Origin of the sequence: Micromonospora sp. RTGN7 (assembly GCF_033804645.1) — a bacterium.
In the GTDB taxonomy this organism is placed as follows: domain Bacteria; phylum Actinomycetota; class Actinomycetes; order Mycobacteriales; family Micromonosporaceae; genus Micromonospora.
In genome coordinates, this window is the sequence record NZ_JAPZLF010000007.1 from 160,719 (window position 1) to 183,961 (window position 23,243).

A 23,243-nucleotide genomic window follows, 5' to 3' on the forward strand; every position below is an offset into this window, starting at 1 on the left:
CACCGGCGGCGGGCGTCCGCCGTGGACGTTCGGTGCCGCAGTCGTGCGGGACGTCCGGAGCGGGCGTCCGCCGCTGCGGGGGGACGGCGGAGACGTCGAAGGCTCGGTAGGGTGCCCCACCATGCGGGGTGGGGCCGGGCGGGTCGGGGCGGGGCATGGCCGGGCCGACGCGCGGTGGTGGGCGTCGGTACCGCCGCGCCAGGTCAGCCACCTCGCGGGCGTCGATCCCGAGCTGCTTCGGCTGGCCCTCGATCCGCTGCCGCCGTCCGCGCCGGCCGTGCTCGCCTACCGCCCGGGGCGCGGCCTGGCCCTGGGCGGCCTGGTCACCGCCGTGCTCGACGAGTGGGAGGGCGCCGCGCGGGCGTTGCTGCCACGCTGGCTGCCCGGTGCGGGCCGACTCGACGGCGGCGGTCCGCTCTCCCGGGCGGCCGTCCGGGGGAGTGCGGCCCGGCTCGCGGCCCGCTCCGCGCACTTCGGACCGTTCCTCGCCGACCTGGCCGAGCGGGCGCTGCGCGCCGACGATCCAGGCACCCCCGCCGCCGTCACCCCCGCCGCCGGCCGGGCCGTCCGCCGCCCGCGCTTTCCCGCCGAGGTACGCGCCGCCGGCCTGGCCCGGGTCCTCGCCGAGGCGTACGGGCGGGACGCCCTGGCGCTGCTGGTCGAGCCACCGCAGGGTGCCGGCCCGGAGGACGAGCGGGTCCTCGTGGCGGCGGCGGAGTGGCTGGTGCAGCACGGTCGCTGCGCCGTGTGGCTCGCCGGCCCGCTCGGCCACGGCACGGACCGGGTGCGGTCGGTGCCGATCGTGCTTCCGGCGCATCTCACCGAGCTGACGCCGGCACCCCGTCGGGTTCCCGACCCGGCGGGCGGAGCGGGTTTGGCGTACCCGCCGGTGGCCGGGGCGCCGCGCCCGGACAGTGCCGCCGAGCAGGCCCTGGAGCGGGCCCTGGCCCCGCACGACTGGGCCCGGGGCCGGCGGTGGAACCATGTGTACGAGTGGCACCCGCTGGGCCGGTCGTACCGATTGGATGTCTTCTGGTCGGTCGAGGGGCTTGCGGTCGAGGTGGACGGCCCGGAGCATCGGGGGCGCATGATGTTCGCCGACGACCGGCGGCGCGACGTCCAGCTCCAGTTGCTCGGGCTCGACGTTCTCCGGTTCACCAACGAGCAGGTGCTGGCCGACGTCGAGGCCGTGGCCCGGAGCATCCGGGACCTGCTGGCCCGGCGACGCGCGGCCGGCGCGCACCCCGCACAGGAATGAGGAAACCCCTTGTCGAGCGACACCGCTGACCTTCCGAATCTCACCCCCAACCAGATCAACGTGCTCGTCGTGCTGATGGTGGAGGCCCGGAAGCTGAACAACACCGAGCTGCGGGAGCTGGCCGGCTTCACCCTCACCGGCAAGGACAACAAGAAACTGGTCGATCTCGACCTGGTCGAGACCGACAAGAAACACCGCCCGTTCTCCCACGAACTCACCGACGAGGGGTGGCGGGTGATGCGGGAGCTGCACACCGGCACCCCGCCCAAGACGGGCGGTTCGGGCAGCCGATCCCTGTTCACCCTGCTCGGCAACCTGCACCGGGGCCTGGGCCGGCTCCGGGTCAGTCACGCCGACTTCTTCAGTCAGGCCAGCGCTGCCCCGCCGGCCGCCGAGGCCGCCGCCCCGCCGCTGCCCGCCGAGGCTGCCGAGGCCGCCGAGGCCGCAGCCTCGCCGTCGGCCGCCGAGGCCGCCGCCGCGCCCGCGATGCCCACCACCGCCGGGGACGTGGCGGAGCTGATTCGGGCCGCGTACGGGGAACTGGCCAAGGCCCCCGGCGCGTGGGTCGGCCTGGCCGACCTGCGTGAGCGGCTCGGCGAGGTCGACCGGGCCGCCGTGGACGCCGCGCTGCGGGTGTTGGTCCGGCAGGCCGGCGTACGGATCATCCCGGTGGCCAACAGCAAGTCGCTGACCGCCCGGGACCGGGCGGCGGCGGTACGCATCGGCGAGGAGGACAACCACATCCTGTCGATCGGCGCGGCATGATCGACGACGACGAGCGCACCGCGCTGGAGGCGCTGACCTTCAACCCGGCGGTCACCCCGGACGACGTCTGGCGTCCCGCCCCGCACGACGTGCCCGAGCTGCACGAGCGGGTGGTCGCCGAGATCCTGCGCGGAGTGGCGCGGGCCCGCACCGACGATGACAGCCGTCCCCTCGGGGTGGCCATGCAGGGCCGGGCGGGTTCCGGCAAGACCCACCTGCTCGGCGCGGTCCGCGAGCGCATCCAGCGCGACGGCGGCTATTTCTTCCTGGTCAACATGGTCAGCGGGAAGACGTTCTGGGCGAGCGTCGCGCTGGCCATGGTGGAGGGAATGGGCCGGGAGGAGCACCGCTGGGGCACCCAGCTCCGCAAGTTCCTGCGCCGGCTCACCTCGCAGCTCGGCATCCCGGCTGAGGTCCGCGACGCGGTGGCCGGTCTCCGGCCGCTCACCCGCGACGACCTGGACACCTTCGTCCGGGCCCTGCGGACCCACCACCGGGAAGTGGGCCGGGACTGCCAGGACACCGCGCGGGCGCTGGTGCTGCACGGCTCCGGGGACTTCGACGACCAGGACGTCGGGTACGCCCACCTGATCAGCGAGCCCGGCGACCCGGTGGGCCGGGCGGCCTGGGGACTGACCCCCCGGCTCTGCACCCCGCAGCAGGTCGTCCAGGACATCTCCCGGCTGATGGCGTTGACGCTGGACCCGACGGTGATCGCCCTGGACCAGCTCGACACGCTCTTCGCCCAGACCAGCACCTCCATGTTCGACCCGCGCGCCGAGCTGGACCATGCCCAGGCGACCGCGTTCGGGCCGATCGCCGACGGGCTGCTGACCCTGCGTGACGTGACCCGCCGGTCGCTGATCGTGGTCTCCTGCCTGCCCGACACCTGGGAGTTGCTGATCCGCAGCGCGCCCACCTCGGTCGCGGACCGGTTCCGGGTCTCCGTCCTGCCGGACCGCATTCCGACCCCGGAGATCGGGCTGGCCATCGTGGAGAAGCGCTTCACCGCTGCCTTCGCCGCGCTGCGCTTCACGCCGCCCACGCCGACGTGGCCGATCAGCCCGCAGGCGTTCGCTGATGCCCCGAACCTGACCCCACGGGCCCTGCTGCGCCGGGTGGACCGGCACGTCTCCTGGTGCCGGGATGCCGATGAGGTGGCCCCGCTGGACCGGCTGATCGACGGCGGCGACCCGCCGGTGGTGCCGCCGTCGGCGACCGGGGCGATGGACCTGGGGCCGTTGGACGAGCGGTTCGCCCGGCTGGTCGAGGCGGCCGAGGTGGGTTCGGCGCTCGAGCACCGGACCGAGGACGAGCACCTGCCGCCGCTGCTCGCCGCCGGGCTGGCCGCCTGGATCGCCGAGCAGGCCCCGACCGGGGCCACGTACAAGCACGACCCGCCGCCGGGCCGCAAGCCGGCCCTGCACGGCCGGCTGATCGAGGTGCTGGACGAGGCCACCGAGAACGAGGCGCACTGGTGCTTCCGGGCCATCGCCCACCCGAACGCCATCGCCACGATCGCCCGGGTCAAGGCGGCCTCCACGATGGCGGGGCTGGACCGGCAGTACCCGCAACGCCGGCTGGTGCTGTTGCGCAACGGCCCCTGGCCGACCGGGAAGCGTACGGCCGAGGTGCTGGCGGCGTTCCACGCGGCCGGCGGGACGAGCTGCCCGGTGCCGGAGGCGGACCTGCGGGTCTTCGCGGCGCTGCGCGAGCTGGGCGCTCGCCCGGACGCGGCGTACCAGGAGTGGCTGGTGGCCCGCCGCCCGGCCGGCGGCACCACCCTGTTCCGCGCGGTCTTCGGCGACCCGGACACCACGCCGGCCGTGCCTGGCCCGGTCGAGCCGCCGGCCCCGGGCATCACCGCCGAGGGGCCGGTCTCGGGTGTCACCGGCACCGGGCTGGTCTCGGTTTCGGGTTCGGTCGGGGAGCCGGTCCCGGGTGGTGCCGACGGCGAAGTTTTCGGTCCGGGCGAGGAACGGGTGTCGCCGCCGGTGGTCGGGGACGGCCCGGCGGTGGGGGCCCGGCCGGTCGGCGGCGATCAACCGGCCGGCGGCGGGGGTGCGACGGTCCGGCTGGGTCACACCACGGACGGGCGGGAGCCCTTCCTGGTGAACCTGGAGTCGCTGCGCCGGCACACGGTGATTTTCGCCGGCTCCGGATCGGGCAAGACCGTGCTGATCCGACGGCTCGTCGAGGAATGCGCCCGGCAGGGCGTCTCCTCGATCGTGCTGGACCCGAACAACGACCTGGCCCGGTTGGGGGACCCGTGGCCGCAGCCGCCGGCCGGCTGGGGGCCGGGCGACGACGAGCGGGCCTGGGACTACCTGGACCACACCGAGGTCGTCGTCTGGACGCCCCGGGTCCTCGCCGGCCGGCCGCTGAGCTTCCAGCCGCTGCCGGACTTCGCCCCCGTGCGGGACTCGCCCGACGAGTTCGACCAGGCGATCCGATCGGCGGTGGAGGCGCTCGCGCCCCGGGCGGGGGTGAACCGCCCGACCCGGCTCGCCCAGCAGGGCAAGGCCGTGCTGACGGAGGCGCTGCTGGCGTACGCGAGGACGGGCATGGTGGGCCTGCCCGGCTTCACCGAGTTCCTCGCCGACCTGCCCGACGGGGTGAGCCGCCTCGTCCGGGCCGACAAGCTGGCCCTGGAGCTGGCGGAGGCACTGAAGGCGGCGATGGTCACCGACCCGCTCTTCGGCGGCGCCGGTGCCCCGGCTGACCCGGGTCTGCTGCTCACCCCGACGCCCGGCTGGCGGGCCCGGGTGTCGGTGGTCAGCTTCGTCGGCCTCACCTCCGACCAGGAGCGGCAGAGCTTCGTCAACCAGTTGCAGATGGCGCTCTTCGCCTGGATCAGGCGGCACCCGGCCGGGGATCGGCCGCTGGGCGGCCTCTTCGTCATGGACGAGGCGCAGACCCTAGCCCCGTCGGCCGGGGGCACCGCCTGCACGGCCAGCTCCATCGCCCTGGCCTCGCAGGCCCGCAAGTACGGCCTCGGGCTGGTCTTCGCCACCCAGGCACCGAAGGGCCTGCACAACCAGATCTCCGGAAACGCCACCACCCAGTTCTTCGGCCTGCTCAACGCCCCCGCGCAGATCGACGCGGCACGGCAGCTCGCCGAGGCCAAGGGCGGCCGGCTGCCGGACATCGGGTTGCTGACCAGCGGCCAGTTCTACGCGGCGGGGGAGGGCTTCCCGTTCGTCAAGGTCGACACCCCGCTGTGCCTGACCCACCACCCCAAGGCGCCGCTGACGCCCGAGGAGGTGATCGCGAGGGCGGGCTGACCCGCGCCCGCGCAGGGCTCGTCCTGCGGGGAGGGTGCTAGAGGGTGGCGCGTCGGCGGTCGGCGGCGAACCACAGGTAGCCCAGCGCGCCGCCGACGGCCAGGACGGCCTGGAGGAGCACCCGCTGCCAGGACGGCCCGGCGACGCTGTCGGCGCCGAACAGGGCGGTCAGCATCGGCAGGCCGAGCGGTACCAGCAGGTCCAGGCCGGTGAGCAGCCAGAGCAGCGGGCCGGGCGGGAAGGCGCCCATCGGCGTGTCGATCAGCGGCAGCCCGTGGTTGATCGCGCCGATCCGGGCGCGGCGTAGCGCGGCCACCCCGGCGACGGGGCCGAAGGCCAGCCCGAGCGCCCACCACGGCCCCGGTGGCAGACCGCCCAGCAGGGCCAGCGCCGTGAGCGCCAGCGCGCACCAGAGGGAGGCCAGCGCGGTCGCCGTCAGCAGCCGCACGGCGAGCACCCGGCGGGCGGGCAACCCGAGCAGCCGGAGCAGCGCCGGTTGCGCGACGTCCCGCCGGGTGGCCTCGGCAGTCGTCGAGGCGCTGGTCAACGCGCCGCCGACCAGGGCGAGCGCGAGCATCCAGCTGGCGCCGTCGGCCAACATCGCCGGCACCGCCGCCGCCCCGGCGAGCCAACCGAGGCGGGGCAGCTTGCGCCGGAGCACTCGCAGCTCGTGCTGGGCCGGCACGGGCATCCCCCGGCGCAGCGGGGCCGAGCGCAGCGTCCGCCGCCGCCAGAACCGCCGCTCCCGCAGGTCGGTCGTGAAGGACGGATCCATCACGTACGCCGAGTCCAGGTAGGCGCCGACGTCCGCCGCCGGCTCGTGCAGGGCGGCGGCCGGGAAGAGCCTCAGGCCTCGTACGGTCGCGGCGGTGAACGCCCCGGCGGCGGTCACCGTCAGCGCCGCCAGCAGCCCCGGCCCGGGAATCGTCGGCGTCGCCGGAGCGGCCGGTTCCAGCAGCACCACCGCACCGAGCGCGCAGAGTGCCACCGTGAGCATCCGGTCCAGCCAGCGGCCGAGCCTCGGGTCGCGCTGCGCGGCCGTAGCCAGCAGGGCCGCGCACCCGCCCGCACCCGCCCCCGCAGCCAGCCAGGCGGCCGTCTCCGCGCCGTCAGTCGGCCGGGGCGCGAGGCGACCGACGGCGAGCAGGGCCAGGGTCGCGCCCGCCACGGCGGCGAGGCAGAGGGCCCGGGCCAGCGCCGGCAGCAGCAGGCCCCGGCGGGACACCGGGGTGTGCAGCAGCCAGGCCAGGTCGCTGCGCCCGAGCACCAGCGGCCCGAGCCGGCGCAGCGTCAGCAGCAGCGCCACACCCGCGGCGGCGAGCAGCGCCGAGGTCGCGGGCCAGGCCGAGGCGTCGACGGGTACGGCCGGCCAGAGCACCCGGCGCAGCCAGGACCCGAGCAGCGCGATCGCGATGGCCGCCGTCACGGCCAGCACGTAGAGGGTTTCGAGGGATACGGACGCCCGGGCGGCGACCTGCCGCCGGCGGACCCACCGGCGCAGCTCCCGGACGGTGGGCTCCCGCCCGAGGCCCGGGGTGGGCGTGGGGCGACCCGTTTCGACGGCGGCCGCGTCGCGGAGCTGGCTCACGCGGGGAGGGCCGGCGGCAGGGCGTCGGCGTGCGACGGCGGGCTGGCGTGCGACGGGGAATTGGCGTGCGGCGGGGGATCAGCGTGCGACGGCGGGCCGGCGTGCGGCCGGGGATCGGCGTGCGGCCCGGGATCGGCGTGCAGTGGCAGGACGGCGCAGCCGAGGGCCGCGACGAAGGCCGGGTCGTGGCTGGCCAGGAGCACGCTGGCCCCGGCGGCGAGCCGCCCGCGCAGCAGCCCGGCCACCACCTGCCGGCCCTCGGTGTCGAGGCGCTGCTCGGGCTCGTCGAGCACCAGCAGCTCGCCGGGCCGGGCGAGCACGGCCGCCAGCAGCAGCCGCTGCCGCTGCCCGGAGGAGAGCTGGTTCGGGGCGCTGTCCCCGACCCGGGTCAGCCCCAGCGCGCTGAACAGCTCGTCGACGCACCCGTCGGCCGGGTCGGCCCCGCCGGCCAGCCGCACCAGCTCGACGTGCTCGCGGACGGTCAGCCCCACGTACCAGCTGGGGTTCTCGATCGTGGTGACGACCCGGCGCCAGAAGGCCGCCGAGTCGTCCGGCGGGCTGCCGAAGACCCGGACCGTGCCCTCGTCGGGGGTCAGCAGGCCGGTGACGCAGCGCAGCACGGTGGACTTGCCCACGCCGTTCTCACCGGTCAGGCAGAGCGCGTCGCCCGCGTCGAGATCGAGGTCGAGGCCCCGGAGCACGGGGGTGCCGCCGAAGGAGACGCAGAGCGCGCGTGCGGAGACCACGGGTGGTGACGGCATGCCCCACCGTATCTGTCGGCCCCGTCGCGGGTGGTCCCGTTCGCGCGGTCCCGGGCGGCCCGGGGGCGCCGGCGCGGCGGGCTCCCTATGCTCGGGACATGGAACTGCGGATCTTCACTGAACCACAGCAGGGGGCCAGCTACGACCAGTTGCTCGCCGTGGCCCGCTGCGCCGAGGACGCCGGCTACGCCGCCTTCTTCCGCTCCGACCACTACCTGATGATGGGTGCGGCGAGCGGCGAGCCGGGCCCGACCGACGCCTGGACCACCCTGGCCGGCCTGGCCCGGGAGACCTCCCGGATCCGGCTCGGCACCCTGATGACCGCAGCCACGTTCCGGCTGCCCGGCCCGCTGGCGATCACCGTCGCCCAGGTCGACCAGATGAGCGGCGGCCGGGTCGAGCTGGGCATCGGCACCGGCTGGTACGGCGATGAACACACCGCGTACGGCATCCCGTTCCCGGCGCTGGGCGAGCGGTTCGACCGGCTGGAGGAGCAGCTCGCCGTCATCACGGGGCTGTGGGAGACCCCGGCCGGTCAGACGTTCGACTTCGCCGGCCGCTACTACCCGGTTGCCGACTCACCGGCCCTGCCGAAGCCGGTGCAGCGCCCGCGCCCGCCGATCCTGCTCGGCGGGATGGGGCCGAAGCGCACGCCCCGCCTCGCGGCCCGCTACGCCGACGAGTTCAACCTGCCGTTCGTCTCCGTCGCGGACACGGTGGCCCAGTTCGAGCGGGTCCGCGCCGCCTGCGTCGAGATCGACCGGGACCCGGCCGGGATGCGCTGGTCCAACGCCCTCGTGCTCTGCTGCGGGCGCGACGAGGCGGAGATCCGGCGGCGGGCCGAGGCGATCGGCCGGAAGCCGGACGAACTGCGCGAGAACGGCCTCGCCGGCACCCCCGCCGAGGTCGTCGACCGGATCGGCCGGTACGCCGAGGCCGGCAGCGAGCGGATCTACCTCCAGGTTCTCGACCTGGCCGACCTGGACCAGGTCGAGCTGGTCGCCGCCGAGGTGATGCCGCAGCTCTGAGCCGCGTCGATCGACGCCGGGGCCCGCAGCAGGACCGGCCCCGGCGTCGACGCGGACGTGGCCGCCGGTCGCGCAATCCGGCCGTCCGGGCTGCCTCGCGCATCGACAGCCCCAGCGTGGGCGTGGGTTTTGCCGCCGGGCGGCGGTGCGGGATGATGCCGAGCGTGGGGAGGACGGACGTGAGCGCCGGGGAGCAGGGGCCGGTGGCCGGTGTGCCGGGCCGCAACTGGGCCGGCAACGTCCGGTACGCGGCGACGCGGCGGCACCGCCCGTCGAGCGTGGACGAGCTGCGCCGGCTGGTCGCGGGCAGCGACCGGGTCCGCGCGGTCGGCACCGGGCACTCGTTCAACCGGCTCGGCGACACCACCGGCGACCTGGTGTCGCTGGCCGGGCTGCCGCCGACCGTGGAGGTCGACCGGGAACGACACACGGTCACGGTGGCCGCCGCCGTACGCTACGGCGACCTGGCGACCCGGCTGCACGCCGCCGGGTACGCCCTGCCGACGATGGCATCGCTGCCGCACATCTCGGTGGCCGGCGCGGTGGCCACCGCCACCCACGGCTCGGGCGTCGGGATCGGCAACCTCGCCACCGCCGTGGCCGCCCTGGAGCTGGTCACCGCCGACGGAGAGCTGCTGACCGTACGCCGGGACACCGACGGTGACCGGTTCGCCGGGATGGTGGTCGCCCTCGGCGCGCTGGGCGTGGTCACCCGGGTCACCCTGGACGTGATGCCCGCCTTCGACGTGCGGCAGTACGTCCGGCTCGACCTGCCGCGCGCCGCGCTGGACGAGGCGTTCGCCTCGGCGTACAGCGTCAGTCTCTTCACCGACTGGCGCGGCGACCGGATCGGCCAGGTGTGGCGCAAGCAGCTCGCCGACGCCCCGCCGCCGGCGGACGACTGGCTCGGCACCACGGCGGCGGCCGGGCCGGTGCACCCGGTGCCCGGCATGCCGGCGGGGAACTGCACCGCGCAGCTCGGCGAGCCGGGCCCGTGGCACGAGCGACTGCCGCACTTCCGGCTCGGCTTCACCCCGAGCAGCGGCGACGAACTCCAGTCGGAGTACCACCTGCCCCGGGCGGTGGCGGCCGACGCGCTGGCCGCCCTCGACCCGGTGGCGGACCGGATCGCCGCCGTGCTCCAGGTCAGCGAGCTGCGTACGGTCGCCGCCGACGAGCTGTGGCTGAGCCCGCAGTACGGCCGGGACAGCCTCGCCGTGCACTTCACCTGGACCGGCGACGCCGACGCGGTAGCCCCTGTGGTGGCCGAGGTGGAACGGCGGCTGGCTCCGTACGCGCCCCGCCCGCACTGGGGGAAGGTGTTCACGCTCGACCCGGCGGCGGTCGCCGACACGTACCCCCGACACGCCGACTTCCTGGCCCTCCTGCACGACCTGGACCCGGCGGGCAAATTCCGCACCGACCTGCTGGACCACTACTTCCCGATCAGCGGCGGCCGGTTGCCGCCTGGTCGCGGAGGCTGGCGCGTTGCACCGCCCGGCTGATGTCGCTGGGCGAGACGATTCCGACCAGGAGCTGGTCGGTCACCACCAGCGCCCGGCCGTCGGCGCACCCGTTGAGCCGGGGGAGCAGGTCGGTGAGCTGTTCGTCCGGCGAGGCCAGCACGAGCTGGTCGGCCCGGCAGGCCACCTCGGCCAGCGTGGTCGCCGACCGCCGGTCGGCCGGGATGCCCCGCACCCGGTCGAGGGTGACCAGGCCGACGGGCCGCCCGTCGGCGGTCAGCGGCAGCGCCGTGTGCCGGTACGCGAAGAGATAGTTGTCGACGAAGTCGCCGACAGTCAGGTCCGGCGACGCGGTCTGCGGCTGCGGGGTCATCACGTCGGCCACCCGCACCCCACGCAGCGCGCTGCCCAACCGGGCCTGCCGCTCCTCCAGGGTGGCGGCCCCGATCAGGAACCAGCCGATCAGCGCCAGCCAGAGCCCGCCGAACCCGGCGCCGGCCAGAAACTGCCACAGGCCCAACCCGATCAGCAGCGCGCCGAGGAACCAGCCGGCCCGGGCCGCCACCACCGAGGCCTTCGTCCGGTCGCCGGTGGCCTTCCAGACGGCGGCGCGCAGCAGTCGTCCCCCGTCCAGCGGGGCGGCCGGCAGCACGTTGAAGACCGCCAGCAGGATGTTGATGCCGGCCAGCCAGGCCAACGCCCCGAGCCACAGCCCGCCCACGCCGGCCAGGGCCAGCAGCACCGCCACCGCGCCGAAGACGAGGCCGATGATCAGGCTGACCAGCGGCCCGACCCCGGCGATGCGCAGCTCCGCGCCGGGGTCGCGGGCCTCGCCACGCAGTTCGGCCACCCCGCCGAAGAGCCACAGCGTGATCCCGCCGACCTCGATGCCGTTGCGCTTGGCGACCACCGCGTGCGAGACCTCGTGGGCGAGCAGCCCGAGGAAGAAGACCACCGCGGCGCTCAGCCCGGCGAGGAGGTACGCCCAGGTCGGTTCGTCCGGGTACGACCGGGGAAACTGGCTGCCCGCCAGACCCCAGGTGATCAGCAGGAAGATGACCAGGACGCTCCAGTTGACCCCGACCGGCACGCCCGCGATTCGGCCGATCCGGAAGCTCGCCCTCATCCTCACGTCATACCCCGCCAGTTCCGGGCCATGCCAGGGCTCGCGGTCACAGTTCGGGTTGACCCGTGGGTGGATAGTGGCATGGTGGTGACGCTGACGGACGAGGGCGACGACCCGTACCTCTGGCTGGAGGACCTGGACGGGCCGGACGCCGCCGGATGGGTACGGGAACAAAACGCGGTGACCCTGGCCGCGCTGACCGAGGGCGAGCGGTTCGCTGCCCTGCGGGCCGAGATCAGGCAGGTGCTCGACTCGGACGACCGCATTCCCTACCCCGGGTGGCGCGGGGACGGCTTCTACTACGGCTTCTGGACCGACGCGACGCATCCGCGGGGATTGTGGCGGCGGACCACCCTCGACCAGTACCGCCGCCTCGAGCCCGAGTGGGACGTGCTGCTCGACCTCGACGCGTTGGCCGCCGAGGAGGGCGAGAACTGGGTCTGGAACGGCGTGACGGTGCTGCGCCCCGGATACGAGCGCTGCCTGGTCAGCCTCTCCCGGGGCGGCTCCGACGCGGTCGTGGTGCGCGAGTTCGACCTGGCCGGCCGCGCCTTCGTCGAGGACGGCTTCGCGCTCGCCGAGGCCAAGAGCAACGTCTGCTGGATCGACGCCGACCATATCTACGTGGCCACCGATTTCGGGCCCGGGTCGCTGACCACCTCCGGCTATTCCCGGACGGTCCGGCGCTGGCGGCGGGGCACGCCGTTGTCGGCGGCCGACATCGTCTTCGAGGGGCAGCCGGACGACGTCAGCGCCTACGCCTCGTACGACCACACACCCGGGTTCGAGCGCATCTTCCTGGGCCGCAGCCTCGACTTCTACCGCACCGAGAGCTACCTGCTGACGCAGGAGGGTGAGCGGCGACGAATCGATGTGCCGGCGGACGCCCGGCGGGACGTGCACCGGGAGTGGCTGGTGATCGGGCTGCGCTCGCCGTGGACGGTCGAGGGCGTCACCCATCCGGCGGGCGCGCTGCTGGCGGCCCGCTTCGACGCGTTCCTCGCCGGTGAGCGGGACCTGGTGGTGCTCTTCACGCCGGACGACCGCACCGCGCTGGGCGGCCACGCGTGGACCCGCCACCATCTCATCCTGACCACCCTTGCCGACGTGCGGAGCCGACTGGAGGTGCTCACCCCCGACGCGACCGGGTGGCGGCGGGAGCCGCTGCCGGGCGTACCGGAGTCGGGCCACAGCGGGCTGGTGGAGACCGACCGCGACACCGGCGACGACTACCTAATCTCGTCTCAGGGGTTCGTGGAGCCGGCCACCCTGCGGCTCGGACGGGTCGGCGGCACCGTCGAGACGCTCAAGCGGGCACCGGCGTTCTTCGACGGGACGGGCATTGCGGAACGGCAGTTCTTCGCCACCTCCGCAGACGGGACGCGGGTGCCGTACTTCGTGGTGGGCGACCCGGACGTGGCCGGCGGGCCGACCCTGCTCACCGGGTACGGCGGCTTCGAGATCTCGATGACCCCGTACTACAGCGGCGTCATCGGCCGGGGCTGGCTGGCCAGGGGCGGTAGCTACGTGGTGGCGAACATCCGGGGCGGCGGCGAGTACGGGCCCGGGTGGCACCGGGCCGCGCTCCGGGAGGACCGGCCCCGGGCGTACGAGGACTTCGCGGCGGTGGCGGCCGACCTGGTCGCCCGGGGGATCACCACGCCGGAGCGACTCGGCGTCGAGGGCGGCAGCAATGGCGGCCTCCTGACCGGGGTGATGCTGACCCGCTACCCGGAACTCTTCGGCGCGGTCGTCGCGCACGTGCCGCTGCTGGACATGCGGCGCTATCACCGGTTGCTGGCCGGCGCCTCGTGGATGGCCGAGTACGGCGACCCGGACCAGCCGGACGACTGGGACTTCCTGCGCCGGTACTCGCCGTACCACAACGTGCGCGCCGATCGGCCGTACCCGCCGGTCCTGCTGGTCACCTCGACCCGGGACGACCGGGTGCACCCGGGGCACGCCCGCAAGATGGCGGCGCTGCTGCGTGCGCACGGCCACGACGTGGCGTACTACGAGAACGTCGAGGGCGGGCACGGCGCGGCGGCGAACAACGCGCAGCGGGCCTTCGTCTGGGCGCTGACGCTGGAGTTTTTGTGGCGCAGCTTGAGTGGGGAGGCGGGTCCGGCCGTGCCGCGCCAGCGGTCATCCATCGGTGTGTCGGAGCGGGGGCCGGCAGCGTGACGGAGTGCCGGTGGGCGTGGTTGTACCAGGTCACGAAGTCGTATCGCTGGGCCATGCGATTCTCGACGCCGGTCATGACACGCGGTCAGCGGCAGATGAGTGCGCCCGCTAGTGGCGCCGTTCGGCCGGCCAGGACCCGAGGCGGAGTAGTTCTTGACTCTCGACCCGGTCGAGGGCTGACCCTTCCTGGGTGACGTCTGAAGAGCGCGACCAACGATCAGTCCCTCTCGTGATTGACCTGGAGATGCTGCGGCCGGTACTGCGCGGCGGCTGGGGAGCGGATACCTGCGACCCGAGCGATGTGCAGGATTGGCACGCCGGCAACGCAGCTCGTGGTCAATGCGGGGTGACTGCCTTGATCATTCAGGACCTGCTCGGCGGAGAGCTGCTCCTAGGCGAGGTCCTCGCCGGAGACGCCAAGGTCGGCTACCACTACTGGAATCGATTGGCCGACGGCCGCGAGGTCGACCTGACAGCTGACCAGTTCCAGCCGCCGGAAGTCGTTGTCGGCGGTCAAGTCCAGCAACGCCCGCCGGGCCCACCTCGGCGATGCCGCCAGCAGTACGAGATCCTGCGGGACCGCGTCTTCGCAGCCCTCTACGGCGGCGATCCAACGCAATCTACGCAACAGTGACGGCCGGCGAACGGGCCGAGCGCACGAACGGCGGCATGTGCGGTTGTTCCAGAGGGCGTCTCCTCGCGGGCGTGTTGATCGGCGAGTCCACTGCCCGGCCGCCAGGTGGGCCCACGCGCACGGCGGCCGTGGAAGTGCGTCAGGTCCGTGATTACCTGCCACGTCGGCTCACCCAGACGGTGGTTCCCGCGACAGGTGCACTCCTGGTGCTGCTGGCCGCGACGACCGCCGCCGAGACACCGGACGACCTTGGGCGCGCGGGCCGGACCCTGCGGCATCAATGCAGTACCGCGTACCTTTCGCTTCGAAGATCATCACTCGCCCGCGGTCCGGTACCGCCTCGGCGCTGGTGGCAGTCGACACATCCGGTACGACGACCTCGGTGTGGACGGTGAACGAGGTTATCGTCGCGAGGCAGGCGGTCGGGGTAACCGTCAGCGGAATCGTCGCGCTGCTGGCGTGGGACTGTTGACTGTCCGTCACCGTGAAGCTGGCGGCGCAGGTTCCGGTGCTCTGCGGCGTGCCGCTCAGCCGCCCGGTGGCGGCGTCGAGCTCGATACCGACCGGAAGCGCGCCGGTGGCGACGGCCCAACTGTACGGTGGCGCTCCGCCGCCGGCCCGCAACGTGACGTCGTACGGGCGCTGGCCCATCGCCGCTGGCAGGTCCGTGGTCGTCACCCCGAGCTCGCCGAGGACCGTCAGCGGCAGCGTCCGGGTCGCGTGGCAGCCGACACCGTCGGTCGCCTCGAACTCGCAGGACGACGAGCCGGGCGCGGCCGGGGTGCCGGCGAGCGTTCCGGTCGTCGCGTCCAGTTCGATCCCGGCCGGCAACGAGTCCCTGTCGACGGACCAGACGTAGGGCGGGGTCCCGCCCGTCGCCGCGAGTGCGAAACGGTAACTGGTGTTCTGCTTCGCCGGCGGCAGCTCGGCGGTCGTTACCAGGAACCGACCAGCCGGTCGAATGACGATGTTCAGCCACGTCCGCGCCGACTGCGGCGCAGGCCACGAGGCGTCCCGGACGCACACCTGCACCGACAGGATCACCTCGGCCTTCGGCACCCCGGAGATCAGACCCCCGTCGTCCAGCGCCAGGCCGTAGGCAAGCTCGCCGTTCGCCGTCGACCACGAGTACGGCGAGATGCCGTGCGTGGCCTGCAACTGCAGGTGGTACGCCTCACCAGCAGTTCCCGGGGGAAGCGGATCGGGCGTCGTGATCTCGACCATGGTCACTGGCCGGGAGTGAATGCGGCCAGCCGGGCAAGGTCCTCGTCGGTGAACGGCACGGCGTCGGGGTGGGGAGCCAGGACGGGGGTGGCCGCGGTCGGGCTCGCGCTCTGCACCGCAAGGATCACGTCGATGGAGGAGATGCCGTTGGTGATGTCGACGCCCTGCGGGACGGCCACCGTCATCGACGTGTCGTCGTCGGCCGCGTCGGACGGCTTGCGGAGCACGTTCAGGGTGCGCGCGGCCGTGGTGCCGGCGCCGCGTACGTTGAGGAGCACGATTCCGGCGAGGACGAGCCCGCCGACCACCGCGACCTGCACGGTGGTGTCGGATGCCTCGATCACGACGGACGGACCGAGCTGCACCTTGGCCCTCGGGGCGATGTTCTGGCCGGACGCCTGGATCGAGATGCCGGTGGGGCCACCGGTGCCCACGCCGGCCACGGCCTGCGCGCTGGAGTCGTCCACGAAGGGGGTGATGACCAGGTCGTCCACGTCGGCGTTGGCGTACTGCGTGAAGATGTCGCCGACGGGGAACTTCTGCATGCTCCCAAGAATGATCGACTCGGCGCCGGCGCCACCGTACGGGTTCCCCGGGAAGAAGAGCGCGACGCTGGTGTCGGTCGACTGGTTGCCGACCATCAGCATGCCCGTCTGCTTGTCCCGCCAGAACACGACCTCACCGAGGTCCGGGTTGCTGTTACCGATCTGCGCACGGCCGAGATGCACCAGGTCACCACTGAGGGCCCCACTGGAGTTGCCATGAGAGCTGGCTGCCGAGCCGGTTCACTCTCGCGAGCCACATTGTGATGACCGGGCAACCCGCAGGTGGCCGTTCATTGCGCTGAGGCACTTGAGCGGCAGGGACTGGCATGCGTACTTCGGCGGCGGCGAGGACATGGATCTATCGTGCCAGCGGCCGACACCCCGCCGATCGGCCGGACTGTTCTGGCCGACTATCCGACCGAGGCGGGACGGCGGGGCCCGGTGGGCGTTCGTAACCTGACCGTATGCTTCCGGACGATCCGACCCGCCCGCAGCAGCCTGTCCCGCCGCCCGGGCCATACCCGCCGGCTGGGCCGCTGCATCCGCAGTCAGGGCCACCGCAGCCCGTCCCGGTCTACCCCCAGCAGTCCGCGCCGTATCAGCAGTCCGCGCCGCCGTATTCTCAGCAGCCCTACCCGGCCCCGGGCTACCCGCCGCCGATGGGCTACCAGCAGACCACTATCGCGTCCGGCGGGATCCCCGGCTGGATGCACGTGCTCTACGCGGTAGGCGGCCTGTTCACCTGCGGGCTCCTGTGGCTGGTCTGGCCAATCCACTGGTGGTTCGCCCAGTCGAAGAGCCGCTCGACCACTACGGTCACGTCGGCGTACCCGCCGCCGCCCGGCCCCGGCCACTACCCGCCCCGGTGACAGCGCAACGCCCGTACGCTGCGGCCTCCGTCCGGACCAGCCGCCAGGTGTAGAAGGGGCTCGTCAGGAGGTAGCGGACAGGGGGACGCTTCCCGACCCCTGCTCGACGCAGATAGGGCGATCCGGGTAGTGGGTGACGATCGCCGGGCGGTCACGGTCGGGGTTGTCCACCTCCACTGCGACGCACCGACCGAAGACGGGGCCGACACCGTGCAGCTCGACCCCACGGGTGTGCCAGTAGCCGCGGTCGGAGTAGATCTGGTCCTTCCAGGTGTTGATCTGCCTGCTGGAATGAGCGGCATAGGCGTACCTGACGTTCACGTGGGGCACCAGGGAGGCGATTGCCTCGTCGAGGCCGGGCGTTGGCTTGCGGTGCACGATCAGCACGTCGCTGGGCAGGTCCAGTTCGGCACCGGCGTAGCTGTCCGGCCAGCGCCGCTCGGCGGTGACTTCGACCTTCATGGCGGCCAGGGTCAGCGTGGTCTGGTGGGGCCAGTCGCTGGGCGCCGGCGCGGGGTCGCCCGGCTGCCACGAGCCGGCGGCGCTGGCGGCGAGCGCGGGTGGGGCCAGCAGGACGGGGAGGGCCAGGAGCGCGGCCAGAGAGCGTGATCGCATAACGACGACCTCCTCGGCGGCCACACGCCGCCTTATTCGGACACTACGGGTATAACGATCCGACCGGTGGGGAGGATGCATCGGAACTGGTCGGCCAGCTGGCCACCACGATCGAACGCCGGATCAGGGCCGGTTCGAGCGGACCCAATACCCTGGCTTGGACCCGGCGTCGAGTTGTTCGGCCACTTGCAGGGACGCACGTGGTCGAACTCGTGCCTGCTTGTTGGAGTTATGTGCGCGGCCAACACCGCTCCCATGGGCTCAATTCTCGGCATCGATCCGGCAGGCGTCGAGCCTGTCCCCGAGGTCGATCCGTGCCGCCTTCGGAACGCTTTGGAGGCAGCACGGGTTGTTAATCAACGGCCGAGTGCTCCGCCCTTGACGGTCTCAACGAAGGCTGCCCATGCGTCCGGTTGGAAGACCAGCAGCGGGCCGGTCGGGTCCTTGCTGTCGCGCAGCCCAACGACGCCAGCGAGGTTGTCAGCGACCTCGACGCAGTTGCCACCATTGTTGCTGCGGGTCGACTTGCGCCAGACGGCACCGGTCAGGTCAGGCACGGGAGTACTCCTCTGCGACTTGCTGGATCAGGCTCTTGGATCGGGACTCGTTGAGGGCGCGGCTCGCCATGTCGGCCCAGATGGTGTCGTAGGCGGCCGTCTCGTGCGGTTTGTCGAGGTAGATCGCTCCGGTGGCGGCTTCCAGGTACGCCACCGGTGGTTCCACCTCCTTGCCGCTGCTGTCCTCGGGGAACTCCAGGATCGAGAAGGCTCCGGCCATCGCTCCGGCATGCAGCCCGGCAGAAAAAGTAAGCACCTGCACGGTTGCGTTGGGTAGCTCTGCGGCCTTCAGGATCTGCTGTAGCTGCTCGGCCATGATCGTGGCGCTGCCGACCGGCCGGCGCAACACTGCCTCGTTGATTATCACGCTGAGTTGCGGCGCGGAGAACCGGGTGAGAAGTGCCTGCCGTTCGGCGCGGAGCTGGACGGCGCGCTGTTGCTCGTCTGTAGCCTTTGCGTCGACCGCACCACCGGGCATCCGGAAGACCTGCTCCGCGTAGGCGCGGGTCTGGAGCAGGCCGGGAACCAACTCCGCCTCGTACTGCCGGATCTTTGTCGCTCCGGCTTCCAGTCCGATGTAGAGCTGGAACCAGCGAGGCAAGCCGGAGCCGATGTAGTCGTGCCACCAGTTCTTGTTCTCCCTGGTGGCCGCCGTCATCGCGAGGAGCAGCTCGCTGTCCTCGGTGGAAGCTCCGTAGAGGTCGAGCATCTGCTGCACGTCGGCCTGCCGGAAGCGAACGTGCTCCGCGCCGTTCTCGATGCGGTGCAGCGTCGCACGTGCCCGGTCCAGGCGCTCGGCCGCCTGTTCCATCGTCAGCCCTGCCGTCTTGCGGAGCGACTCGAACTTGCGCCCGACCTGCCGGCGCAACATGGTCGATCCGGTCACTGATTGTGACACCGCCGTCCTCCCAGCTCAGATTGCCTCAACACGCGCCCGTCCAATTCAGACGAGGGGATGGTTCAGAAGCGATAGACACATTACACAGAGTGCGTCTTGAGGGGTAGGGCTCTCGTCAGAACTCGCTATTGCGATGTTGCAACTGGTGTTCTCCGGTGCTTGACTGCCTCTGCGGCCACCGAGAAGTTTCTGCTGCTCAGTGGCTATGTGTGCCCTGCTGTCGTACCGCTGATCGAAGGCTGCGGTGGCAGGTGCCGGGGTGGGTCCGCCGGTGCGCGGCGGGCCGGTGGGCCCGCCCTTCCACAGGTCTAATCCCGACGAGAGGCAGGTCCTGTCATGCGCGTCTTCTTCCGGCGTCGCCGGCGGTCGGTCCACGGACCGGCCGGCCGTCGCTCGGCGGCGTACCGCCCGCTGCTGCCCTGGCAGGTGCGCGAGCAGCGGTTCCGGTCGGCCCCGCTCGGCCGGCGCGGGCTCGATCCGCTGGAGGTCCAGGTGTTCCTCGAACGGCTCGCCGGTGACCTGGCCGCCGTCTACGACGCCCTCGCCGAGAGCCGCCGGGAGACCAGCCGGATCAAGATCGCGCTGTGCCACCTGCGGTCCGGGCAGGCGAACGCCCGTAACGAGCGGGAGTGGGGCCGGTGAGCGAGCGCTTCGTCATCCACCTGCCGGTGGTCGCCAACGACCTGCTCTCCGCCCAGCGGCTCGCCCGGGTGGTGGCGCACTGGACGCAGGTCCTGCCGCAGACCGAACCGGGCGGCACCACCGTGTCGGCCGAGGACGACCAGAACGTACGACATTGGGTCTTCTGCGACCGGCTCCTGACGGGCGGCCGGCGCTGCCTGCTCCGGCCCGACCACGACGGCGAGTGCTCCCGCCGGCCGAGGCTGCGGTGAGGATGGCCCGCGAGTGGGCCTGGCTCGGTTGGCGGGCCGAGGCGGTGGGGTCAGTCTGCGGTGCCGGCCGGGACCACCCAGGTGGTGGGCTGCCCGGTGATCGCGGTGATCATGTCGTAGTCGCCGTCGTAGTGCAGCACCGTGGCGCCGTGGCGCTCCGCTGTGGCGGCGATCAGCAGATCGGCCATGGACAAGGCCCGGTGGTTGCCCTTGTGTAGTGCCTGCACCTGGATGTCGATCGCCCGGTCCCAGATGTCGTCGGGCATCGCGAACCAGTGGAAGCCACCGAGCAGCCAGCGGGTGCGCTGGGCGTCCTTCGCGGTCCGGGCGCTCTGAATCACCTCGATCTCGATCGCGCCGCAGACCGCCAGCAGCCCCCGGTCGGACAACTCGTCGAGGACCGGCGCGACGGCCGGCTTGGGCCAGCGGGCCAGCGCGGACTTGTCGAGCAGGTAGAGCTCACGACTCACGCGGCGTTCCGTTTGCCGGAAGCTGGCCCCGTCAGATCGGGCAGGCCGCCGCTCTTGAGCCAGTCGGCGAACTCCCGGCGCTTCTCCCGGTCGACCACAGCCTTGAGGGCCGCGTTGACGGTGGCCTTCTTGGTGGTCGTGCCGAAGATCTTCGCAGCCTCGCTGAGCAGTTCGTCGTCGATGTCAACGATGGTTCGGGACATGGGCCTGCCTCTCGTCGCGGACACTCTCGGATGATATCAACTTCTCTCGCTGGTGATATCAGAGTGGTGGGCACGTGTTGAGGCTCTGGTGGCGTCAGGCGGTCGGGGGCGGGGTGGGCAGGGCGTCAACCACCAGTACGCCGGTGCCGGGTGGGACCTCGGCGAGGAGCTGGCGCTGAGCGCTGCGGGTCAGCCGGATACAGCCGTTGGTGACGTCCTCGCCGAGGGTGTCGTCGTTGTGCCAACTGTGCACGCCGATGTGCGCGCCGCGCAGCCCGGCCGGGACGGCGTCCGGGTCGTCGGGGACCGCGCCGAGGGCGTAGATGTCCACGCCGCCGTACACCGCCTCGGGCGGCGGGGTGCGGCCGAGGACGAAGGTGCGGCCGAGTGGGGTGGACTGGCCCGGCATGCCGAGGCTGACCGGCCACGACTTCAACGCCCGGCCGTCCCGGTACCAGGTGAGCCGGTGCTGCCGGCGCTCCACCACGATCTGGTCGCGCAGCGGCACGACGCCGCGATCGTCGCCGGGCGGCAGCCAGGCGAGCCGCCGGTTGGCCGAGGGCAGCAGCACCGCCGTCCAGCCGGTCCGGCGCTCGACGATCGGCATGGTCAGCTTGACGCCGTTGATGGTGGGGGCGAGGAAGGCCAGCGGCCGACCGCCGGGGGCGTCGTAGGCGGCGACGTTCCGGCTCGGCCGCAGCCCCTCGGTGAGCGGCGCGGCGTCCAGCGGGCGGGGGTCGGCCGGGAAGCCGGTGGGCGCCGGGTCGTAGTCGACGACCGGCAGGTCGGCGGGTGCGGGGGCCGCCGCCGGGACCGGCTCGTCGGTGGGGGCAGATGCGTCGGTGGGCGCGGCGTCCCCGGTGGGGGCGGCGGCGGGCGGGGGAGCCGGGTGGACCGGGTCGGGGGTCAGGGCCTGGCCGGCGAGCAGCACAGCGGCCAGCAGCAGCGGTACGCCGAGCGCGGCGGCCAGCCAGCCGAGCACCCACCGCGAGGTCAATCGGGCAAACAGCACAAACGCACTGTAACTACCTGCCCGAGGTTAGGCCCCCTCCTAGGCGAAATGCGCCCGGAGAGGGCCCTCCCTTCAGCTCGGCTCAGCTCAGCTTGGCGCCGACGTGGATGGCTACCGCGTCGTGGGCCGCGACGTTCGCCGCGAACCAGCCGCCCGCGTCCACGGTGATCACCGGGCCGCTGCACGCCCCGCCCGAGAAGTCGCCGTGGATGACGTCGCAGTACCGGCCGGCCGGGAGCCCGGTCTGGTACGAGCGGCCGTTGATCGCTCCGTCCTCGTCGTTGACCGTCAGGTAGCCCTTGCCGCTGCGGCCGAAGGCGATGTGGTTGTTGCCGTTGTCGTACCAGTTGGCGACGCCCGCACCCTGGGTGGCGTTGGCGAACCCGACCATGTTCGCGACGACCCGCCAGCGGTGCTCGCACTCCCAGCCGGAGTAGCAGGTGGTGTTCCGGGTCTTGTTGTTCGCGTCCGAGGGCGGTCCGGCATCGCGGTTGGTGAAGGTGTAGCTGGACATCACCGTCGGCGAGCCGTACGGCCAGCCCAGCATGAAGGCGTTGGCCAGGGCGTAGATCCCACCGTCGCGGTAGGTCAGCACCCCGCCGACGTCACGCTGGGTGTCGTGGTTGTCCACGAAGACCGCCGCCGAGCCGCCCGGCAGGTGGCCCCACCCCTCGCCGAAGTTCTTCAGGTACGCCAGCTTCTCGCTGCGGAACACCCGGGCGAGATCCTTGCCGTAGCGGAACTCGTGCACGTCGCCGTTGCCGGTGTACTCGGTCGGCTGGACCGGCTCACCCGCGCCGTAGATGACCTCCTGCACCAGGTACGCCGAGCGGGAGAGCTTGCCCTTGATGGCGGCGATGTCGGCGGCCGGCATGTGCTTGCTGGCGTCCAGCCGGAACCCGTCCACCCCGAGGGAGAGCAGGTCGTTGAGGTACCCGGCGATCTTCGACCGGACGTACTCCGACTCGGTCTTCAGGTCCGAGAGGTTGACCAGCTCGCAGTTCTGCACCTCGTACCGGTCGTTGTAGTTGGCGATGTCGTCGCCGCCGTTGCGCCCGCAGTGGTGGAAGTCCTGCGTCTGGTAGACCCCCGGGTAGTCGTAGTGGCCGTACGACGAGCCGGCCCAACCGGTGCCGCCAGCCTCCTGCCCGGACATGTGGTTGATCACGGCGTCGACGATCACCTTCACCCCGGCCGCGTGGCAGGTGTTCACCATGGACTGGAACTGTGCCCGGGTGCCCTTGCGGGACTCGATGCGGTAGCTGACCGGCTGGTACGCCATGTACCACTGGTTGCCCCGGACGTGCTCCTGCGGCGGGGAGACCTGGACGTAGCCGTAGCCCTTCGGGCCGAGGACTGCGGTGCACTCGCTGGCCACCGAGGGCCAGTTCCACTCGAACAGGTTGGCGATGACCCGCTTCGTGCCGGACGGGGCGGCGGCGGCCGGGGGCGCCGCCACGGCGGTCGGGACGAGCAGGCTGGCGATCACGCCTAGGGCGAGGACCGCCAAGCGGCGGCTACGTCGATGCATCGGAACTCCTGACGGGGGTCGGGGGGAACCGTGGGGGTGCTGCGGTGGGGGATAGCTCGGCTGACGCAATGTTGCAAGCCATGCTGAAATTTGCGGAAAGGTTACAAGCGTGTTGCAACCGCTGTCAATGCATGGACATGCATCGTTTCCTGGGGCGCTGCCGGAGGTCCCACTCGGGACGGTTCAACCGGGTTGTGCCGGGAAGCCCGCGAAACCCGTCACCGGGGGCGATCCATTGGCCCCGATGCTCCCGCACTCGATCGGGGGAGCCGGGTTGCCCTGCGGCTGGTCGGGGCCGACTAGTAAACCTCGCCGGGCCGGTCGGAAGCCGATGC

General features: G+C 72.6%; 21 protein-coding genes and 1 pseudogene. 10 read left to right on the forward strand and 12 right to left on the reverse strand.

Features of this window, described 5'->3' with window-relative positions; translation table 11 throughout:
* Positions 1 to 121 precede the first annotated feature (121 nt).
* The 3 genes from SNR22_RS12775 to SNR22_RS12785 are packed head-to-tail and all read left to right on the forward strand — an operon-like array spanning position 122 to position 5,307.
* A complete protein-coding gene (locus tag SNR22_RS12775; protein WP_320066740.1) occupies positions 122 to 1,258 on the forward strand; it encodes a DUF559 domain-containing protein in 1,137 nt (378 codons plus the stop codon).
* Between the two features lie 9 nt (positions 1,259 to 1,267).
* Positions 1,268 to 2,023, forward strand: coding sequence for a hypothetical protein (locus SNR22_RS12780; RefSeq protein WP_320066741.1), 756 nt, complete (start codon positions 1,268 to 1,270; stop codon positions 2,021 to 2,023).
* Positions 2,020 to 5,307 (forward strand): ATP-binding protein, encoded by a 3,288-nt coding sequence (locus SNR22_RS12785; protein ID WP_320066742.1) that lies wholly within the window; start codon positions 2,020 to 2,022, stop codon positions 5,305 to 5,307. The genes SNR22_RS12780 and SNR22_RS12785 overlap by 4 nt, the downstream gene beginning before the upstream one ends.
* Positions 5,308 to 5,344: 37 nt before the next feature.
* Here SNR22_RS12785 and SNR22_RS12790 read toward each other — a convergent pair whose 3' ends face one another.
* A complete protein-coding gene (locus SNR22_RS12790; RefSeq protein WP_320066743.1) occupies positions 5,345 to 6,895 on the reverse strand; it encodes a DUF6297 family protein in 1,551 nt (516 codons plus the stop codon).
* A 140-nt stretch (positions 6,896 to 7,035) separates the two neighbouring features.
* Positions 7,036 to 7,656: pseudogene (locus tag SNR22_RS12795) on the reverse strand (ATP-binding cassette domain-containing protein); the annotation flags it as partial.
* 98 nt (positions 7,657 to 7,754) lie between these two features.
* Here SNR22_RS12795 and SNR22_RS12800 point away from each other — a divergent pair.
* Positions 7,755 to 8,684: an LLM class F420-dependent oxidoreductase gene (locus SNR22_RS12800; RefSeq protein WP_320066745.1), complete on the forward strand. Its 930-nt coding sequence runs from the start codon at positions 7,755 to 7,757 to the stop codon at positions 8,682 to 8,684.
* 179 nt (positions 8,685 to 8,863) lie between these two features.
* Positions 8,864 to 10,189, forward strand: a complete 1,326-nt coding sequence (locus tag SNR22_RS12805; RefSeq protein WP_413775624.1) for an FAD-binding protein — start codon at positions 8,864 to 8,866, stop codon at positions 10,187 to 10,189.
* Here SNR22_RS12805 and SNR22_RS12810 read toward each other — a convergent pair.
* Entirely contained in the window at positions 10,131 to 11,273 is a 1,143-nt protein-coding gene (locus SNR22_RS12810) for a site-2 protease family protein (protein ID WP_320066746.1), read from the reverse strand. The genes SNR22_RS12805 and SNR22_RS12810 overlap by 59 nt on opposite strands.
* Before the next feature lie 81 nt (positions 11,274 to 11,354).
* Here SNR22_RS12810 and SNR22_RS12815 point away from each other — a divergent pair, with 81 nt between their 5' ends.
* Together SNR22_RS12815 and SNR22_RS12820 are read left to right on the forward strand one after the other, a co-directional pair.
* On the forward strand, positions 11,355 to 13,457 hold the full coding sequence (locus tag SNR22_RS12815) for a prolyl oligopeptidase family serine peptidase (RefSeq protein WP_320066747.1): 2,103 nt from the start codon (positions 11,355 to 11,357) through the stop codon (positions 13,455 to 13,457).
* 190 nt (positions 13,458 to 13,647) lie between these two features.
* Positions 13,648 to 14,091 carry a hypothetical protein gene (locus SNR22_RS12820; protein WP_320066748.1) on the forward strand — a complete coding sequence of 148 codons (444 nt, stop codon included), beginning with the start codon at positions 13,648 to 13,650 and terminating at the stop codon, positions 14,089 to 14,091.
* Positions 14,092 to 14,259: 168 nt separating this feature from the next.
* Here the strand turns inward: SNR22_RS12820 and SNR22_RS12825 are convergent, their stop codons facing one another.
* Together SNR22_RS12825 and SNR22_RS12830 are read right to left on the reverse strand one after the other, a co-directional pair.
* Entirely contained in the window at positions 14,260 to 15,315 is a 1,056-nt protein-coding gene (locus SNR22_RS12825; RefSeq protein ID WP_320066899.1) for an Ig domain-containing protein, read from the reverse strand.
* 2 nt (positions 15,316 to 15,317) lie between these two features.
* Positions 15,318 to 16,043: a hypothetical protein gene (locus SNR22_RS12830; RefSeq protein ID WP_320066749.1), complete on the reverse strand. Its 726-nt coding sequence runs from the start codon at positions 16,041 to 16,043 to the stop codon at positions 15,318 to 15,320.
* Between the two features lie 476 nt (positions 16,044 to 16,519).
* On the opposite strand from SNR22_RS12830, the gene SNR22_RS12835 reads away from it, so the two are divergent.
* Positions 16,520 to 16,729 carry a hypothetical protein gene (locus SNR22_RS12835; RefSeq protein WP_320066750.1) on the forward strand — a complete coding sequence of 70 codons (210 nt, stop codon included), beginning with the start codon at positions 16,520 to 16,522 and terminating at the stop codon, positions 16,727 to 16,729.
* Between the two features lie 63 nt (positions 16,730 to 16,792).
* Here the strand turns inward: SNR22_RS12835 and SNR22_RS12840 are convergent, their stop codons facing one another.
* The 3 genes from SNR22_RS12840 to SNR22_RS12850 form a co-directional block, all read right to left on the reverse strand.
* Positions 16,793 to 17,344, reverse strand: coding sequence for a hypothetical protein (locus tag SNR22_RS12840; protein ID WP_320066751.1), 552 nt, complete (start codon positions 17,342 to 17,344; stop codon positions 16,793 to 16,795).
* Between the two features lie 356 nt (positions 17,345 to 17,700).
* Positions 17,701 to 17,901 (reverse strand): DUF397 domain-containing protein, encoded by a 201-nt coding sequence (locus SNR22_RS12845; protein WP_320066752.1) that lies wholly within the window; start codon positions 17,899 to 17,901, stop codon positions 17,701 to 17,703.
* Positions 17,894 to 18,772 (reverse strand): helix-turn-helix transcriptional regulator, encoded by an 879-nt coding sequence (locus SNR22_RS12850; RefSeq protein WP_320066900.1) that lies wholly within the window; start codon positions 18,770 to 18,772, stop codon positions 17,894 to 17,896. Before SNR22_RS12850 ends, SNR22_RS12845 begins: the two co-directional genes overlap by 8 nt.
* Before the next feature lie 363 nt (positions 18,773 to 19,135).
* On the opposite strand from SNR22_RS12850, the gene SNR22_RS12855 reads away from it, so the two are divergent.
* Together SNR22_RS12855 and SNR22_RS12860 are read left to right on the forward strand one after the other, a co-directional pair.
* Positions 19,136 to 19,441, forward strand: a complete 306-nt coding sequence (locus tag SNR22_RS12855; RefSeq protein ID WP_320066753.1) for a DivIVA domain-containing protein — start codon at positions 19,136 to 19,138, stop codon at positions 19,439 to 19,441.
* Positions 19,438 to 19,692: a hypothetical protein gene (locus SNR22_RS12860; protein ID WP_320066754.1), complete on the forward strand. Its 255-nt coding sequence runs from the start codon at positions 19,438 to 19,440 to the stop codon at positions 19,690 to 19,692. The genes SNR22_RS12855 and SNR22_RS12860 overlap by 4 nt, the downstream gene beginning before the upstream one ends.
* A gap of 50 nt (positions 19,693 to 19,742) precedes the next feature.
* Here SNR22_RS12860 and SNR22_RS12865 read toward each other — a convergent pair whose 3' ends face one another.
* From SNR22_RS12865 to SNR22_RS12880, 4 genes are all read right to left on the reverse strand, one after another.
* Positions 19,743 to 20,162 carry a PIN domain nuclease gene (locus SNR22_RS12865; protein ID WP_320066755.1) on the reverse strand — a complete coding sequence of 140 codons (420 nt, stop codon included), beginning with the start codon at positions 20,160 to 20,162 and terminating at the stop codon, positions 19,743 to 19,745.
* Positions 20,159 to 20,365: a type II toxin-antitoxin system VapB family antitoxin gene (locus SNR22_RS12870; RefSeq protein ID WP_320066756.1), complete on the reverse strand. Its 207-nt coding sequence runs from the start codon at positions 20,363 to 20,365 to the stop codon at positions 20,159 to 20,161. Before SNR22_RS12870 ends, SNR22_RS12865 begins: the two co-directional genes overlap by 4 nt.
* Positions 20,366 to 20,459: 94 nt before the next feature.
* Complete coding sequence (locus SNR22_RS12875; RefSeq protein ID WP_320066757.1) at positions 20,460 to 21,377, reverse strand: L,D-transpeptidase; 918 nt, start codon at positions 21,375 to 21,377, stop codon at positions 20,460 to 20,462.
* A gap of 82 nt (positions 21,378 to 21,459) precedes the next feature.
* Positions 21,460 to 22,908: an alpha-amylase family protein gene (locus tag SNR22_RS12880; RefSeq protein ID WP_320066758.1), complete on the reverse strand. Its 1,449-nt coding sequence runs from the start codon at positions 22,906 to 22,908 to the stop codon at positions 21,460 to 21,462.
* Positions 22,909 to 23,243 lie beyond the last annotated feature (335 nt).

What these genes read in the sequence shown, in the direction of transcription:
- SNR22_RS12815 (WP_320066747.1), top strand. Translation starts at nt 11,355, where the DNA reads ATGGTGGTGACGCTGACGGACGAGGGCGACGACCCGTACCTCTGGCTG.
- SNR22_RS12775 (WP_320066740.1), top strand. Translation starts at nt 122, where the DNA reads ATGCGGGGTGGGGCCGGGCGGGTCGGGGCGGGGCATGGCCGGGCCGAC.
- SNR22_RS12870 (WP_320066756.1), bottom strand. Translation starts at nt 20,365, where the DNA reads ATGTCCCGAACCATCGTTGACATCGACGACGAACTGCTCAGCGAGGCT.
- SNR22_RS12810 (WP_320066746.1), bottom strand. Translation starts at nt 11,273, where the DNA reads ATGAGGGCGAGCTTCCGGATCGGCCGAATCGCGGGCGTGCCGGTCGGG.
- SNR22_RS12840 (WP_320066751.1), bottom strand. Translation starts at nt 17,344, where the DNA reads ATGCGATCACGCTCTCTGGCCGCGCTCCTGGCCCTCCCCGTCCTGCTG.
- SNR22_RS12850 (WP_320066900.1), bottom strand. Translation starts at nt 18,772, where the DNA reads ATGTTGCGCCGGCAGGTCGGGCGCAAGTTCGAGTCGCTCCGCAAGACG.
- SNR22_RS12800 (WP_320066745.1), top strand. Translation starts at nt 7,755, where the DNA reads ATGGAACTGCGGATCTTCACTGAACCACAGCAGGGGGCCAGCTACGAC.
- SNR22_RS12785 (WP_320066742.1), top strand. Translation starts at nt 2,020, where the DNA reads ATGATCGACGACGACGAGCGCACCGCGCTGGAGGCGCTGACCTTCAAC.
- SNR22_RS12880 (WP_320066758.1), bottom strand. Translation starts at nt 22,908, where the DNA reads ATGCATCGACGTAGCCGCCGCTTGGCGGTCCTCGCCCTAGGCGTGATC.
- SNR22_RS12855 (WP_320066753.1), top strand. Translation starts at nt 19,136, where the DNA reads ATGCGCGTCTTCTTCCGGCGTCGCCGGCGGTCGGTCCACGGACCGGCC.
- SNR22_RS12825 (WP_320066899.1), bottom strand. Translation starts at nt 15,315, where the DNA reads ATGGTCGAGATCACGACGCCCGATCCGCTTCCCCCGGGAACTGCTGGT.
- SNR22_RS12835 (WP_320066750.1), top strand. Translation starts at nt 16,520, where the DNA reads ATGGGCTACCAGCAGACCACTATCGCGTCCGGCGGGATCCCCGGCTGG.